Genomic DNA, 14,707 nt, shown 5'->3' with positions numbered 1-14,707 from the left:
GCTTTCTGAGGCCCAGGCCCTCACTGTGCGCGGCCACCGGCCAGGCGATCTGCGAAGGCCGCGGACAGTATCCGGTTGACGAGGGCGAGGTCGTTGCCGCCGCCCGTGGTGGGGTTGAACGAGTAGACGAGGCGCCGGCGCAGGTCGGGTGTGACGAACATGCCGTCGGTGTAGCCGAAGGTACTGCCGGTTTTGCCCCATACGGTGATGCCGCCGACGGTGGCGCGCATCGGGCCCGCGCCGTAGTAGGCCCGGCCGTGGCCCGGGTCGCGGTCGGAGCCGCCCAGGTAGGGGACGTCGGGGACGGTGAGCATCTCGCCGAGTTGGGCGGGCGACAGGAGCCGTCCGCGGAACAGCTCCGTCATGAAGCGGTCCAGGTCGGCCGTGGTGGAGATCATCCCTCCGGCGCCCGGGTTCTGCTCGGTGATGTCCTTCAGGCAGCTCCCACCGCATGGTTGGGGGACGGTGATATAGCCGTGGGCATGCGGACCGGGGATGGTCGGGTCGATTTCCGGGGCGGTCGTGTGCCGCAGGCGCAGCGGCCGCACTATGCGGTTGGTGATCTCCTGCTGGTAGCTGTGGCCGGTCAGTTTCTCGACGAGCATTGCGGCGACGTAGTAGCCGGTGGCCCCGTAGCTCTGCATGGAGCCGGGCTCGTCGAAAAGCCGGGGGTGCCGGACGGCCTTGGCGACCAGCTCGGCGAGCGGATGGTCGTCGAAGCGATGCTCCACGATCCCCTGCGGATCCATGGGCAGATCCTTCTCCGTCAACTCGGCCAGGCCGCTGGTGTAGTTGAGCAGTCGACGCACGGAGATCGGTGGGTATGTGTCGGGCAGCACATCAGGGAGGTACTCCTGGACGGGGCGGTGGAGATCGACCCGGTGTTCGGCGGCCAACTGGAGCACCACGGTGGCGATGAACATCTTGGTGACACTGCCGAGCCGGAACCGGCCCTCGGGTTCAACCGGCGCCTGGGTGGTCACATCGGCCGTACCGAAGGTGCCCGTCCAGCGCCCGGCCGATCCGCTGACTCTGGCCAGTACCGCCGTCACTCTGTCGGGAGCGCTGGAGATCGCCTGCTGAAGTGCGGCCGGATTCAGCGGCGCAAGAGCCGGCGCGACGGACAAGGACCGGGCCGTGGGTCTCTGGGACGGGGCAGCGACGGCAGGGGCGGCAGGGACGCCAGTACTCATGACCACGGCTGTCAGGGCCGTGCAGGCCAGTGCCACCCGTGACAGGCGAGCAGGGCGGACGCGCTCGGTGGTTGTTCGGCAGTTACTCGACAAGGCTTCAGAACTCATGTCCATGAGCCTGAGGCAGAACGGCCGCGCAGCCATCAGGGAAAACCCGGTAGATGACCCTCAGTTGTCCCTGAGGCGACGTCAACGGCAAGCTCGCTCCCGGAAGGCCGGGCCCCATGAGGGCCCGGCCACCGGCTGTGCGAGGTGCTGGGATGCTCAGCGCTTGACGAGCTTGCCGACCGCGTTGGCCTCCCATGCCTGGTCGGCCAGGAACTTCCAGGACAGGTTGACGAACCCGTGGTCGGCCCAGCCGGAGCCCCAGGAGTTCTCGATCTTCACGCCCTTGCTGGTGTAGCCGACGATGGTGATCGCATGGCCCCCGACCTCGGGGTCGCCGGCCGCCGGGTAGTAGGAGTACGACCGGGACTGCTGCGGGGTGATGTCGAAGAAGCTGTTGTGCACCGGGATGGCGATGACGACGGGCTCGCCCTTGGCCAGGGCGGCCTTCACCTCGGCCTTGATCTGGCTTCCGGTGTGCAGCGGCGTATAGCCGGTCAGCTTCCACTTCGCCGCGTTGCGCTGTTCGCCGGCGGTCGGCTGCGTCGAGTAGTCGAAGTCCCCCTGCCAGTAGTGGGACTTGGAGTCGATGCCCTGCTGCTTGGCAATGCCGAGGTGGGCGCCCAGGGACGTTCCTATGTTCTGTCCCTTGGCGATCTGGCTGTAGGTGTACATGGGTGCCTGGGGGCCACCGGAGATCTTCTGCTCGTGCTCCAGGACGCTGTAGGCGGTGTAGTCGACGGCCCAGGCGGCGCAGGAACCGACCTGCCCCTGGTCGCCGGGCCGGGCCGTGAATCTGGTCAGGTCGACGCTGACCGGAAGCGCCGCCTTCTTGGTGGTACGCACTGCACCGACGGGGGCGTGGGGTGCGATGGCCGCCAGCCGCGGCTGAAGCGGCTTGTCGAGCACGGCCTTTCGCCACGCGTCGTGCGACGGTACGGCGCCGGTGGCGTACCGGTGGTGGGGCGTGTGCGCGGCCGCGCGGGGTGCCTGGGACGCCTTGGCCGCCGCCTGGTCGTGCGGATCCGCGGTGCTCGCGTTCGAGACGCCGACGGTCACGGCGCCGATCGCACCGGCCGCCGCCACGGCGATCGCCGCACGGGACTTGCCGCTCATCCGGGTCCAGCGGTGGGAACCAGGGCTCATCGAAGTACTCCTTGAGGTTGGGGGGTGATGCCGGGGGAGGTGGGGGGCCGGGGGGGAGAGAGAGGCGCGGGCGGTAGTACGCGCGACAGGTCAGGCACCTGACATCCGCGATTGATGTGCCGACAAGTGCGTTGTCACTTGTCGGCCTCGCCTCGGCCCCGCCTATCGGCGCGGTGACGGGCTCAGTTGGAGAAGTCCTGCGTCATCCAGACGATGCCGTGCGCGTCCCGGTGAACGGCGATGCCGATGTGGTGGAAACTCCGGCTGAGGATGTTCTGCCGGTGGCCGTCATTCGGTGGCTTCTCGGCCAGCATGTCCCGGGTCAGGCCGACCGCGGCAGAGGCGATCCGGGCGCGTGCAGGCCCGGACGACGCCTCGCCGATGTTCTCTCCGGCCGCGTTCCAGTGCACGCCCGCGGCCGTTTCCCGGTCGCCCAACGCGGGCTCTCCAGGGCATTGGTGGGACAGGCCGCAGCCGTTGGCCATCTGCTGGTTGTGCTGCTGCGCGCTGCGGTTGAGCCCGTGCGTGAGGGTGTAGGGCGGCAGATGCTGGGCGGCGCGTGCCCGGTTGATCGCGGTCAGGACCTCGCGGGTGGGGGACGGGGAGTGGGTCTTGCCCTTCGCCGTGTGGGGCGCCTGGGAGGTCTTGGCGGCCGCCTGGTGGTGAGGTTCGGCGGTGCTCGCGTTCGAGACGCCGACGGTCACGGCGCCGATCGCGCTGGCCGCCGCCACGGCGATCGCCGCACGGGACTTGCCACTTATTCGGGACCAGCGATGGGAACCACGACTCATGGTCGTACTCCTTCCGGTGTGCGTGTGGGGGGAGAGTTCGAAGACCTGGGAGGCCATCGCGTCGGAAAATTCGCCGACACCCAGGGAGACCGGTCGGGCCGGTGCGGATAACCAAAACCCCGCGACTTTCTGCGATGTGATCCGCGCAACACCACCGATGGGGCGCGAGGCCCCACCCAGATCAGTCCGAGAAGTCCTGTGTCATCCACACCACGCCCCGGGTATCCCGGTAGACGGCGATCCCGATCCGGTGAAACGTCCCGCTGAGAAGGTTCTGCCGGTGGTAGTCGTTCGGCGGCTGTTCGTCGAGCATGGCGCGGGTCAGGCCGACGGCCGCCGACGCGATCTGGGCGGCCTCGGGCCCGGAGGACGCGTCGCCGATGTTCTCTCCGGCTGCCTGCGGGGTGACCCCCTGCGCTCTCTCCCGGCCGTCGAACGGCGCCTCGCCTGGGCATTGGTGGGACAGGCCGCACCCGTTGGCCATCGTCGTGCTGTGGTCCTGCGCGCTGCGGGTGAGCCCGGAGGCGAGGGTGTAGGGCGGCAGTTGGTGGGCGGCGCGGGCCTGGTTGATCACGGCGAGGACCTGCTCGGCGGCGCCCGGCGTCCCCCTGGTCTGCTGGCGGGAGGCGGCAGAACCGGTCCGCGACGGGCGGGAGGCGTGCGGTCGGCTCCGGCTGGGCGTGGGCGCCGGTTTCCCGCTCGGCGTGCGGGACGGGCGGGGTGGAGCGGTGTGGGAGGGACGGGGGAGTGGCGTGGCGCTGTAGGTGGTCGATGGGGCGGAGGGGGCAGAACGGGCCTGAGGCGGCCCCTCGGGGTCGTCGTCACCGTCGATAAAGGCGATCGCCAGGCAGAGGACGGCGGCAGCCACGGCAGCGGGTCCCGCCCAGTGGCCCCGTAGCCCACGATGACCCCACGAACGCCACCCGCCTGCTGTGGGCATGCCGGTGGCTGCCTGCTGGGCCGTCGCACCGCCCGACGTCCCTCCGAGGCCGCCGCCAGCCGTCCCTCCGAGGCCGCCGCCCGCCGACGTGACGTGGGCCGCGGTGGCGACGGCCGCCGTGCCGTGTCCGCCCGCGGCGCCCCACGCCGCCAACAGCCCCACCGCCGGCGGCACCAGGCCGAGCCCCACCAGCAGCCCTTCGGCGGGGACCAGATCCACCGAGTGCCCGGAACACGTCAAGCACTCCCGCGCGTGCCGGGATATCCGCTTACGCCACAATGCGGACGGAACCCCGTCCCACCGCTCCACCAGCGCCCCCAGCTCCCCGCACCGCGGCTCCGCCGACAACGCCCGGGTGACCACCCGTGCGGTCTCCAGCTGGCTCTTCATCCGCTGCACCCGCACCGCGGTGTGCTGCACCGACAGCTCCATGGCGGCGGCCACCTCCGCCCGGGACAGCTCGCCCGCGGCCTCCAGCCACCACAGCGACAGCAGCGCCCGGTCGTTCTCGTCCAGCCATCGGGTCGCCTCGGCCACCTCCTGCCGCTGACCGGAAAGCCCGAGCCGCGCGATCGTCACATTCACGAAGTCGGCCGCCGGATCCGCGAGATCCACCGCATCGTGCAGCCCGCCGCCCTGGACCGCACGCTGCTTCTCCCGCCAGTGGGAGCGCACCTGGTTCATCGCCACGGCCACCAGCCACGAGCGGAAACTGTGCCGCTCACGCAGACCGCCGATGCCCTCCAGCATCCGCAGCATGGTCTCCTGCACGACGTCATCGACATCGGCATGACCGTGAAGCGCCCGGCCGACGATGTTGTACACCAGCGGCAGATACCCGGAGACCAGATCGTCCTGTGCCCGCTGATCCCCCTCCTGCGCAGCTGCGACGGTCGCAGCGCCGGGTATTCGGTCCACTCGGTCCACGCTTTCCAAGCCTTCCAGTCCTTCCCGGGTCTTCATGAAGGGGTCCAATCCGAGTTCATGGCAGCGGTCCAACACCTCGGAGACGCCGAGACAGCGACCGGATAACAAAAAACCGGCCCCCGTATGCACTCCGGCGAAAGGGTAAAGGGGAGGAAGCAGGGACTCTTGGGGGACTGTTGTGGTCCCGTTCCTGTACGGTCCCGTTCCTGGGGGCTTGCCCGGAATTCAGCGTGTCGGATTACCTCTGCGGTGGATGCGCACCCTGTGCCCCTGTCCGTACAGTCACTTACTGCAACGCTCCGTCAGGACCCAGTTCAACGGTTGAATCAGGAGAAGCAGCGTGGCCACCGAAGCCAGCCTCGGCCCCCTCCCGCACGCTCCCGGAACGGGACGGCCGGTCCCCGAAGCCGAACCGGCGCTCGTGGAGCGGTGGCGTTCCGGGGGAGGGGAACTGGTCGATCTGCTGTCCCAGGTGCGCGAGCGGCTCGGCGGGGTCGCCGCGTTCCGCCCCGGGCCGGACCGCACCGTCCTCATCACCGATCCGCAGGCCGTCCAACACGTCCTCGCCCGCCACGCCGACCAGTACGTCAAGCGTTCCCACCGTGCCCGTCTGCTGATCGGCGACGGCGTCGTCGCCGCCACCGGCGAGGCGTGGAAGCGGCAACGCCGCCTGCTGCAATCCCAGTTCACCGGTACCGGGATGCGCCGCTACGAACAGCGGATCGGCGAGGCCGCCCGGATCACGGCCGAGCGCTGGGCCGGGTACGCCCGCACCGGGCAGACCCTCGACGTCGGACGGGAGATGCGCCGCTTCGCCCTGGACACCATCTGGCGTTCCCTCACCGGCCACCCCCTCGATGACGGGACCGAGCGCGAACTGGGCTCCGTGGCAACCGTGGTCGCCGCCCTTCCGACGCTGCCCGCCGACGGCACCGACGCCCGGGATGCCGTCGCCGCCGACCTCGCCCGGATCGACGCCGTCGCCCGGCACGCCATCGAGGCCGCCCGCAGCGGGGCGCCCGGCCCGGACGGCCCGGGGCTGCTGCACGTATTGGTCGACGCCGCCGACGAGCGCCCCGAGTACACCGACCAGTTGATCCGCGACGAGCTGATCACGCTGCTCGTGGCCGGACACGAAACCACGGCCACCACCCTGACCTGGCTCTACCTGCTCCTCGACCGGAACCCCGCCACCCGCGAACAGGCCCTCGCCGCCGGCGGCGAAGGCTCACCGGAACGTCGGCAGGCCATCCAGGCCCTCATCCACGAAACGCTCCGGCTCTACCCGTCCGCCTGGATCCTGCCGCGCCACGCCACCGAGGACGACACCGTCGCGGGCTACGCCATCGAGGCGGGCGCCGACATCCTGGTCTGCCCCTACCTCACCCACCGCGACCCCGAACTGTGGCCGAACCCCGAGTGCTTCGATCCCCGGCGCTTCACCACCCCGGACGGCCGCCCCACCCACCCGGGCGCCTACCTCCCCTTCGGCATCGGCCCCCGCGCCTGCCTCGGTCTGCAATTCGCACTCCGCGAATCGACCGTCCTCCTCGAACACCTGCTGCCGGCCCACACCCTGACCTTCCACTCCACCCCCACAAAGGCCGCGTACAGCATCACCGTCCGCCCTGACGGCCCCACGCCTGCGACCCTGGAGCCGCAGGCCGACGCCGACCCCTCGGACAGGCGCTAGCCTCCCGCCGGACCGTCCGCCCTCCGTCGTCCGTCGTCAGCGGACCCGGTCGGCGGCCGGACGGACGCGCACCATGGTGAACTCCCCACCCGCCTCCGGCCCATCGGTACGGTCCGATACCTCACGCCGGAACCCGTGACGGGTGTAGAGGCGTTCGGCCGCGCCGTTGCCCTCCTTCACCCGCAGCCGCACCTTGGCGACGCCGTACTCGTCGGCCCAGCCGAGCGCGGCCCGCATCAGCAGATCGCCCGCGCCGGTACCACGCGTTGCGGGCCGTACCCACAGGGAAACCAGCTCGGCGGCGCGCGGGCCGACCGGGACGACCCCGACCAGCCCGCACGGCGCGCCGTCTTCCTCGGCGAGGAACTGGTTGCGGCCCGCCAGCCGCAGCCGCCACCGCTCCTCGGAGAGGGATTCCTCACGGCTCAGCGTGGACCCGAACGCCTCCGGAGCGTCCGTGAGCGCGGCGATCCGGACCGCACGGCACAACCGCCAGTCGTCGGGGTCCAGGGTGCGTACGGTGAGCGAGGGCATGGGGCAGACCGTGGCACATCCCGGTATGGAGCTCAACTTGCGCGGCGTCCACCTGCCGATCCGGGCTACGCACCGTCCGGTGCGTACGGCGGGCCCTCCGTGGTGTAGGACCCGCCATGCCGCTACTGGGCGCCAACGCGCCCTGCCCGCCTACTGGTTGGCGAACTTCCGGCTCATGGTTTCGAAGATCTGCTGCGCCTCGGGGCCCAGGTGCGGGCCTGCCAGTATGGTGTGGCCGGGGGTAGTGATGGAGGTGTTGGACACCAGGGTCAGCTTGCCGTTGTGGTTGGACAGCCAGCCGCCGCCGGACGAACCGCCGGTCATCGTGCAGCCGATGGCGTCCATGGCGGGGGTACCCTGCCGCATGGTGAAGCTGCTCGGGCGGTTCAGACAGCTCATCATCCGGGCACCGTCGTAGGGCGCATCGCCAGGGTATCCAATCGCCGTGACCGAGCCGAGGCTGGTGCCGGTGGGAGCGTCGAACGCTACCTGGGCAGCCGCGCCGACCGTTTCCTGGAGGGACCTGCCGGTTCCGTTCTCCGGCCTGACATGCAGTACGGCGAAGTCATAGGCGGATCCAGCAGAGGCGCGCTCGCCTCCCATTTTGATCCACTCATTGGAGGTGTTGATCCAGTCGGCCCAGAATTTGCCGTACGGCGCGATCTGCTGGGCGGGCGTGTTGCCGACCTGGCTCATTGGGACGCCGTTGTGGTTGTACGACGGCACGAAGACGATGTTGCGCATCCAGCTGCCGTTCTTGCCGGAGTGGACACAATGACCTGCGGTCCACACCAGGTTGGACTTGCCCGGGTGCGCCGGGTCCTCGACGACCGTGCCGGAGCAGGCCATCGGGCCCTCGGGGCCGTCGACGACGAGCTTGCCGACCGGGGCCATGTGGCGGTCGTACGGGCGGGCGATCTCCTGGGCGGCGACCGTCCGCGGCGGCGGGTTGGAGGCATCGTTCTGACCGCCCAGGCCGCCGGCCGGTACAGCGACGTCCGGTGCGCCCTTGGCCTGCGCCAGCCGCTTCGCCCCCCAGTGCCCCTTGTCGATCGGATTGGAGAAGTCCGGCGCCTTGTCCCCCCCGCCGGCGCCCTTCTGCCCGGCGGCGGACGAGCTACTCGGCGACGCGCTGACGTTGCTGTGGCTGGGGCCGCACGCGGTGGCGGTGAGTGCGAGCAACGAGGCCGCCGCGACGGCAGTCGCGGTGGAACGGCGCATACGGCGGACACGGGATATGAGCGGCGTGGAAGGTATGGGCGACTTGGGTGGCATGGAGCATTTCCCCCTGGTACGTACCGGTGACGGCTGTGTGCCGTGCGACTGTCATGCCCCTGCTGGAGGCGCGCTCTACTATGCCGCCCCTCCGCGACGGCCGTGCGGCCAGGTCCCGGGGCAGGTCGGCGGGGTGCTGCCAGGCCCGGTGCGGCCCTGCACGTCGGGCGGGGAGCCCACCGGTCCTGGCGGCCATGATGTGCGCCGCCCGAATCGACTGTGACGCCGCAGTCCCACCCACCCGGGGTCATGGCGCATCAGCACACGGCTCACGTGTCAGGGTGTCGTGAAGGCTCCGCGTCAGGACGGGGCGAGGACGCAGAACTCATGGCCCTCCGGGTCGGTCAGGCAGGTCCACGGGACGTCACCCTGGCCGAGGTCGAGGTCGGTGGCGCCGAGGGCCCGCAGCCGGGCCACCTCTGCTGCTTTGTCGTCACCTGGGTATGGCAGCAGGTCAAGATGGATGCGGTCCGGCACGGTCTTCACGTCGGACGTGCGGAGGAACTCGAGATACGGGCCGACACTCTTGGCGGAGCGCAACACCGCGTGATCGACGGTCACGGCGTGCAGGGTCCAGTCCATTGCCTCGCCCCAGAACCGGGCCATGGCCTGCGGATCCGCGCAGTCGACCACCACCGCGGCGATCGGCCCGGTGTCCCGGTAGATCTCCCGAGGCTCCAGCACGCAGAACTCGTTGCCCTCGGGGTCGGCGAGGACCGTCCACGGCACGTCGCCCTGGCCCACGTCGGCGGCCGTCGCACCGAGAGCCTTCAGGCGCGCGACCAGCTCCGCCTGATGGGCCGCAGAGGTGGTGGCGAGATCGAGGTGCATACGGTTCTTTGTTGTTGTCCTGGGTTCCGGGACGGGAACGACGTCGATGCCGACGGCGACCGGGTCCGGCCAGACGAGGCCGCCGGAGGGCCCGACGTAGGTGGTCACGCCGGGGCTGTAAGCACTCCAGCCGAGCGCCTCCGCCCAGAACCGGCCGACCGCCGAAGCGTCAAGAGCCTTTATGTTCACGTGAACAGGTCGCAGTGCCATGCCGGCGATCCTATGGGCCCGCTCCGGCGCGCCGGTTTCGCCGGATGATGTAGCGGCGGATCATGCTGCCTTGCTCCCACCAGCGGCTCCGTGCCGGACGCCGTCCGGCACGGACAACTCGTCGCGCCCCAGAGATCGGCCTGCGTCAGCGGATGCGGTGGAGGGCGTCGGGGGTGAGGTCGGCGATGGCGGGGTAGCCGTCGACGGCCATGAGCAGGTCGGCCTCGGCAAGCAGTGAGCGCAGGACGTGGACGATGCCATCGGTGCCGGCCAGGGCCGCGCCGTAGGCGTAGGGGCGGCCGATGGCGACGGCGGTGGCGCCCAGGGCGAGGACCTTGATGACGTCGGCGCCGGTCCGGATACCGGAGTCGAACAGGACGGGCAGACCGTCGGCGGCCTCGACGACGGCGGGCAGGGTGTTGAGGGCGGGCAAGCCGCCGTTGGCCTGTCGTCCGCCATGGTTGGAGCAGTAGATGCCGTCCACGCCGCCGTCCTTGGCGCGGCGGACGTCGTCGGGATGGCAGATGCCCTTGAGGATCAGCGGCAGGTCGGTGATCGACCGCAGCCAGGGGAGGTCGTCCCAGGTGAGGGGGTTGCCGAAGATCTTCGCCCAGTGCATTACCGCTGCGGTCGGATCGTCTTCGGGTGACTTGGCGAGCCGGGAGCGGAAGACCGGGTCACTGGTGTAGTTGGCCAGGCAATGGCCGCGCAGCTGGGGAAAGTTGCCGGCCGACAGGTCGCGGGGGCGCCAGCCGGGGATCCACGTGTCGAGGGTGACCACGATGCCCTTGAAGCCGGCGGTCTCGGCGCGATGGACCAGGCTCTCGGCCACCTCCCGGTCGGTGGGCGTGTAGAGCGAGAAGAAGCCGGGGGTGTCGCCGAACTCGGCGGCGACCTGCTCCATGGGGTCGACGGTCAGGGTGGAGGCGATCATGGGCACGCCGGTGCGGGCGGCGGCGCGTGCGGTGGCGAGGTCGCCGTGGCCGTCCTGGGTGCACAGGCCGATCACGCCGACCGGTGCCATGAGCAGCGGCGTGGCCAGCTGAACGCCGAACAGTTCGACGGACAGGTCCCGCTGGGTGGGGCTGACCATCATGCGGGGGATCAGGCCCCACTCCTCGAACGCGGTGACGTTGGCCCGCTGGGTGTACTCGTTGCCGGCGCCCCCGGCCACGTAGGAAAGCACCGAGGGCGGCATCGCCGCCTGGGCCAGCGGCTCCAGTTGGCCGTAGGTCATCGGCAGGCTGGGTACCACCCCGCGCAGCCCGTCGAAGTAGATCTCGTTCTGGTAGTCGGCGTAGTTCACGATCCTGCCCTCCCGGCGCGGGCCCTGAACCCTACAACCTGGCGGCGGCGCACGGTCCACCGTCCGCACCCGGACCCCGTGCGCACAGCAGGCCATACGCCGACACCAATCCGGCCGGGCCTACTCCGCCGCCACGATGCGCTCGACCGCGGCCGTTACCAGCTGGTCGCGCTCCGTCTCTGTGAAGACGTCCGGCAGGGTGAGCTGTTCGACGATCAGCCAGTTCAGGGTCAGATAGAGGAGCTTGACGGCCATGGCGTCGCCGGGGAGGCCGGAATTCTCGTGGTAGGCGATGTTGGCGTCGATGTCGGCGCGGACGCGTTCGGTCAGCACCTTACGTAGTTCGGGGCGGCGGGTGGCCTCGAGGCGGAGTTCGAGCAGGGCGAGGTAGCCGGTGCGGAAGGACGCGATGCGGCCGACGAGTTCGCGCATCAGCTCCGCATAGGTTTCGCGGTCGCGGCCCGCTGCCCGCTGGCGGCCGATCGTGGCCTCGTCGGGCTGGAGTCGCTCGTAGACGCGGGCGCCGGCCTGGGTGAGCAGGTCGTCGCGGTTGGCGAAGTAGTTGGATGCGGTGCCGGTGGGTACGGCGGCCTCGGTGTCCACCGCGCGGAAGGTCAGCCCCCGCGCACCTTCTTGGGCCAGTACCTCGATCGCGGCATCCACGAGGGCGGCCCGCCGCTGCTCGTTCCGTCTCGCCATTGACACCACTCCATCTGTAGTACTAAGTTCCTGTCCGTCAAACCACTTCAGGCAGAGTACTACGGATGGAGTCACAGGAATGCGAAAGCTCGTGTACTACGTCGCTGTCACGCTCGACGGCCGCATCGCAGGCCCCGGCGGCGAGTACGACTTCTTCCCCGCCGGCGATGAACAGCAGGCCGCCGCCTACGCCGCCTGGACCAACGCGCTGTACCCGGAGACCGTCCCAACCGCCCACCGCCCCGCCGTCGGCCTCGCCGACGTGCCCAACCGGCGCTTCGACACCGTCGTCATGGGCCTCGGTTCCTACCGGCCCGCACTCGACGCGGGGATCACCAGCCCGTACGCGCACCTGCGCCAGTACGTCGTGTCCAGCACCCTCAAGCCCGATACCGACCCGGCCGTCACCGTCGTCCCGGGCGACCCGCTCGCCCTCGTCCGCGAACTCAAGCAGGAGGACGGCGAGGGGCTGGACATCTGGCTCTGCGGCGGCGGCAAGCTCGCGGGCGCGCTTCTGCCCGAGATCGACGAATTGGTGATCAAGAACTATCCGGTGGTCGTCGGTGCCGGGGTCCCGGCCTTCGACGGCGCCTTCGACCCCACCGCCTTCGATGTGTCCGAGCGCACCGCGTTTCCCAACGGTGTCACCCTCACCCGCCTGAGCCGCCGTTAGGCGGTTTCGTCGGAGAGGGTGGGCTGGAGAGGGAGTGTGGAGAGGGAGTGTGGAGAGGGAGTACGGGGTCACGGGGCCAGCGGTAGGGCATGAGGCTCCTGACCAGGGCCGCTCGGGCTTCGCCGAGGGGGGTTGGGTCAGGAGCCTCATGTCTGCGCCCGTGGCTCGTGCATCAGGAGCCATGCGCCGTGGGCGGTGCGGTCCGGTCGCTCAGTGCGTCACCGGGTCTTGGCGCCGCAGGCGCCGGATGCGCAGGCGGTGAGCCAGGTGTCGAAGTCGGCGTCGTAGCGGGTGCCGATGTCGGTGTGATACACGGCGTAGCCGCCCTTGTAGTCGCCGGTCCGGAAGTGCCCGAGCATCTTGGCGACGTCGTCCGGGTGCTTCTCGAACATATAGCGGACCGCGAGGTAGCCCCAGGGGTAGGTGCGGGTCACATCGCTGTTGTCGTACGTGCCCTCGAACAACGTACTCAGCTTGTACGTGTGCTTTCCGGCCTCGGAGACCGCCTCGTCGTCCTTCTTGCCGCGGTAGCCGTACGACACGTACTCGGCGAGCCCCTCGATCCACCAGACGTCCGGGACCGATGTCTGCTGGGTGAAGTCGCCCTTCATGTCGTCGCGGGCGTCGAGGTAGTGCGTGTACTCGTGGTTGAGGTTCCAGATCCGGGCCGGGAAGCCGTTGTCGTCGTCCCGCTGGTACATGATCGAGAGGGGTTGGTTGTCGGGTTTGGTGGGATCACCGATCATGGTGATGCCGCCGTTGTTCGTGTCGACGCCGTAGATCGCGCCGGCATAGGTCTGGTAGTCGGCGCGACTGCCGAACACGACGTACTGGATGGTCGATTCGTGCTGGCCGGGTATGGGGCCGTCGTCCTTCACGAGCTTGTGGAAGTACGGGTCCTGTTTCTCGACGCTGGCGCAGGTGGCGGCGAGATCGGCGTCGGTCAGCGCCTGCGCCTTGACGGTGTGCGTCTTGTCGCAGGTGTGGTTGACGGGGAGGGCCGCCTGCGTGAGTTGTTTGGCCAGGTCGCAGACGCCGTAGTACGAGCAGTTGTCCTTGTCGTAGGAGTCGGCCTGCGAGGCGACCGTGACCCACAGGGGCGCCGTCTTGCCGGTGATCTTCGAGGCGTCCAGCAGGCCCTTCATCAGCGGCCGGGCCTTGTCCCTGAGGCCCTGGTGCTCGACGTAACGCGCCACGTTCATCCCGGCGTTGGAGTCCAGATAGGACTTGTCGGTACCCAGCAGGTCCAGGTGGTCCCGCGCGAACGAGTCGAGCGTGTCGAGGATGCTCGGGTCGGCCGTCACCGCCTTCACATAGTCCGGGTTCCAGTTTCCGCGCCAGAGCGGGGTGTAGACGTTGTTCACCGCCGCCAGCATGCTCGGGATGCCGTCGTAGGAGCCGTTGTACCCGGTGAGGATCGCCTTGTAGACGTCCAGGTAGTGGCCCTGGTCATTGGCGCTGTCGGTGAGGGTGACGACCTCGCTGAGGACGTCACCGTTCTTCGCTGTGACGTCCTTGGAATGCGCGTTGGCGAAGAAGGCGTCCAGGGCGCCCTGGACGGGTGTCGCCAGGTTCTGGCCGTAGTCGCCGACATCGTTGGGGTTGTTGGACTGCACGTAGTAGCCGGCGCGCAGGAAGAGCACGAGCTGCAACGTGTTCGCCGAATTGTCGCCGGGGTACGTCGGTGCCGCGTCCTTGAAGGCGTTGGCCACGGTGACCATCTGGTCCTCGCGGAACACGTCGTGCGCGTCTTTGCCGGTGACCGAGAAGAGGGTGTTGATGCACTCGGTGGTCGCGGCCTTGACGGCCGTGACCAGTTCGGGTCCGGTCCGGCTGCCGAAGTCGCCGGGGCTACAGGCGGCCGGTTTCGGGGAGGCCGGATGCGGCGCCGCAGTCGAAGAAGTGGGGGGATTCTTCGCGCTGAGCGGGCGGAGTTGGGCGGGGGAGAGCGGCCGGGCCTGGACGACCGACCGTTGCCCCGCTCCGACGCTTGAGCCGGTCGGTGGCGGCATGGTGTGAGGTGGCGGTTGTGGTGTGGTGTGGCTCGTCGGTGCCGGGACCCCGGTCGCGGCTTTGGCGGAGGCGGTCGGCTGGGGCGTGGTGGCCAGCGCCGGCATCGCCAGGAAACCGGCGATCGTCGCACAGGCGGTCAGGCCGCCGACCACATATCTGGGCAAGGTGAAGCGGTAGCGCATCCCTGCTCCTCTGTGGGGGGACAGATGCGCCTCGGGGACTGGATGAGGCGTGTGCGGCACCTTCTCAGCGCGCACCGGCCGACGACAATGAGGTGTGACATAGCACATGGGACTGACGGGTCATAACCTCCAGGACGGGTTGGCTGTTACGTGTGCCGTTGTCGTCCTGTGGCGCTTCCCTTCGTCCTG

Annotated in this window: 12 protein-coding genes; 2 read left to right on the top strand and 10 right to left on the bottom strand. The window is 69.6% G+C overall.

Going from position 1 to position 14,707, the window contains the following annotated elements; translation table 11 throughout:
• Positions 1–20 precede the first annotated feature (20 nt).
• The 4 genes from SNA_RS25750 to SNA_RS25735 all read right to left on the bottom strand — a co-directional run bounded on the left by SNA_RS25750 (position 21) and on the right by SNA_RS25735 (position 5,093).
• Positions 21–1,127 (bottom strand): serine hydrolase domain-containing protein, encoded by a 1,107-nt coding sequence (locus tag SNA_RS25750; RefSeq protein WP_198535133.1) that lies wholly within the window; start codon positions 1,125–1,127, stop codon positions 21–23.
• Positions 1,128–1,457: 330 nt separating this feature from the next.
• Positions 1,458–2,444, bottom strand: coding sequence for a C1 family peptidase (locus tag SNA_RS25745; RefSeq protein ID WP_044366944.1), 987 nt, complete (start codon positions 2,442–2,444; stop codon positions 1,458–1,460).
• A 182-nt stretch (positions 2,445–2,626) separates the two neighbouring features.
• Positions 2,627–3,235, bottom strand: a complete 609-nt coding sequence (locus SNA_RS25740) for a CAP domain-containing protein (protein WP_241779835.1) — start codon at positions 3,233–3,235, stop codon at positions 2,627–2,629.
• 181 nt (positions 3,236–3,416) lie between these two features.
• Positions 3,417–5,093, bottom strand: coding sequence for a sigma-70 family RNA polymerase sigma factor (locus SNA_RS25735; protein WP_044367228.1), 1,677 nt, complete (start codon positions 5,091–5,093; stop codon positions 3,417–3,419).
• 349 nt (positions 5,094–5,442) lie between these two features.
• Between SNA_RS25735 and SNA_RS25730 the strand changes: the two genes are divergently transcribed.
• Positions 5,443–6,795 carry a cytochrome P450 gene (locus SNA_RS25730; protein WP_030065964.1) on the top strand — a complete coding sequence of 451 codons (1,353 nt, stop codon included), beginning with the start codon at positions 5,443–5,445 and terminating at the stop codon, positions 6,793–6,795.
• Positions 6,796–6,831: 36 nt separating this feature from the next.
• On the opposite strand, the gene SNA_RS25725 is transcribed toward SNA_RS25730, so the two are convergent.
• The 5 genes from SNA_RS25725 to SNA_RS25705 form a co-directional block, all read right to left on the bottom strand.
• Positions 6,832–7,329 (bottom strand): GNAT family N-acetyltransferase, encoded by a 498-nt coding sequence (locus SNA_RS25725; RefSeq protein ID WP_044366942.1) that lies wholly within the window; start codon positions 7,327–7,329, stop codon positions 6,832–6,834.
• A 150-nt stretch (positions 7,330–7,479) separates the two neighbouring features.
• Positions 7,480–8,550, bottom strand: a complete 1,071-nt coding sequence (locus SNA_RS25720) for a trypsin-like serine peptidase (RefSeq protein WP_241779834.1) — start codon at positions 8,548–8,550, stop codon at positions 7,480–7,482.
• A 354-nt stretch (positions 8,551–8,904) separates the two neighbouring features.
• On the bottom strand, positions 8,905–9,645 hold the full coding sequence (locus SNA_RS25715) for a VOC family protein (protein WP_030065961.1): 741 nt from the start codon (positions 9,643–9,645) through the stop codon (positions 8,905–8,907).
• A gap of 145 nt (positions 9,646–9,790) precedes the next feature.
• Complete coding sequence (locus SNA_RS25710; RefSeq protein WP_030065960.1) at positions 9,791–10,951, bottom strand: alpha-hydroxy-acid oxidizing protein; 1,161 nt, start codon at positions 10,949–10,951, stop codon at positions 9,791–9,793.
• A gap of 120 nt (positions 10,952–11,071) precedes the next feature.
• Positions 11,072–11,650, bottom strand: coding sequence for a TetR/AcrR family transcriptional regulator (locus SNA_RS25705; RefSeq protein ID WP_030065959.1), 579 nt, complete (start codon positions 11,648–11,650; stop codon positions 11,072–11,074).
• A gap of 79 nt (positions 11,651–11,729) precedes the next feature.
• Between SNA_RS25705 and SNA_RS25700 the strand changes: the two genes are divergently transcribed.
• Positions 11,730–12,323 (top strand): dihydrofolate reductase family protein, encoded by a 594-nt coding sequence (locus SNA_RS25700; RefSeq protein ID WP_030065958.1) that lies wholly within the window; start codon positions 11,730–11,732, stop codon positions 12,321–12,323.
• 218 nt (positions 12,324–12,541) lie between these two features.
• Here the strand turns inward: SNA_RS25700 and SNA_RS25695 are convergent, their stop codons facing one another.
• Positions 12,542–14,518 (bottom strand): collagenase, encoded by a 1,977-nt coding sequence (locus SNA_RS25695; protein WP_030065957.1) that lies wholly within the window; start codon positions 14,516–14,518, stop codon positions 12,542–12,544.
• Positions 14,519–14,707 lie beyond the last annotated feature (189 nt).

Source organism: Streptomyces natalensis ATCC 27448 (assembly GCF_000935125.1).
GTDB classification, from domain to species: domain Bacteria; phylum Actinomycetota; class Actinomycetes; order Streptomycetales; family Streptomycetaceae; genus Streptomyces; species Streptomyces natalensis.
The sequence above is the reverse complement of the archived record's forward strand: the minus strand, read 5'-3'. Positions and strand labels throughout refer to the sequence as shown.